At 77.2% G+C, this 224-nt stretch carries 1 pseudogene; it reads left to right on the forward strand.

The window, feature by feature from the left end:
* Nucleotides 1-224: pseudogene (locus GT045_RS40425) on the forward strand (hypothetical protein); the annotation flags it as partial.

The raw sequence follows: 224 nt of genomic DNA on the forward strand, positions 1-224 counted from the left end.
CGCACCACCACGCCCGCCATCCCCGGACACACCACTGCCCCGGCCGCCCCACGACGCACCACTACGCCCGCCATCCTCAGGCACACCACCGCCCCCGCCATCGCCGGACACACCACTGCCCCGGCCGGCCCACGACGCACCCTCGCGCCCGCCGTCCCCAGGCACACCACCGCCCGCGCCATCCCGCACCGCACCACCACGCCCGCCATCCCCGGACACACCAC

Origin of the sequence: Streptomyces sp. SID486, assembly GCF_009865385.1 — a bacterium.
Taxonomy (GTDB): domain Bacteria; phylum Actinomycetota; class Actinomycetes; order Streptomycetales; family Streptomycetaceae; genus Streptomyces.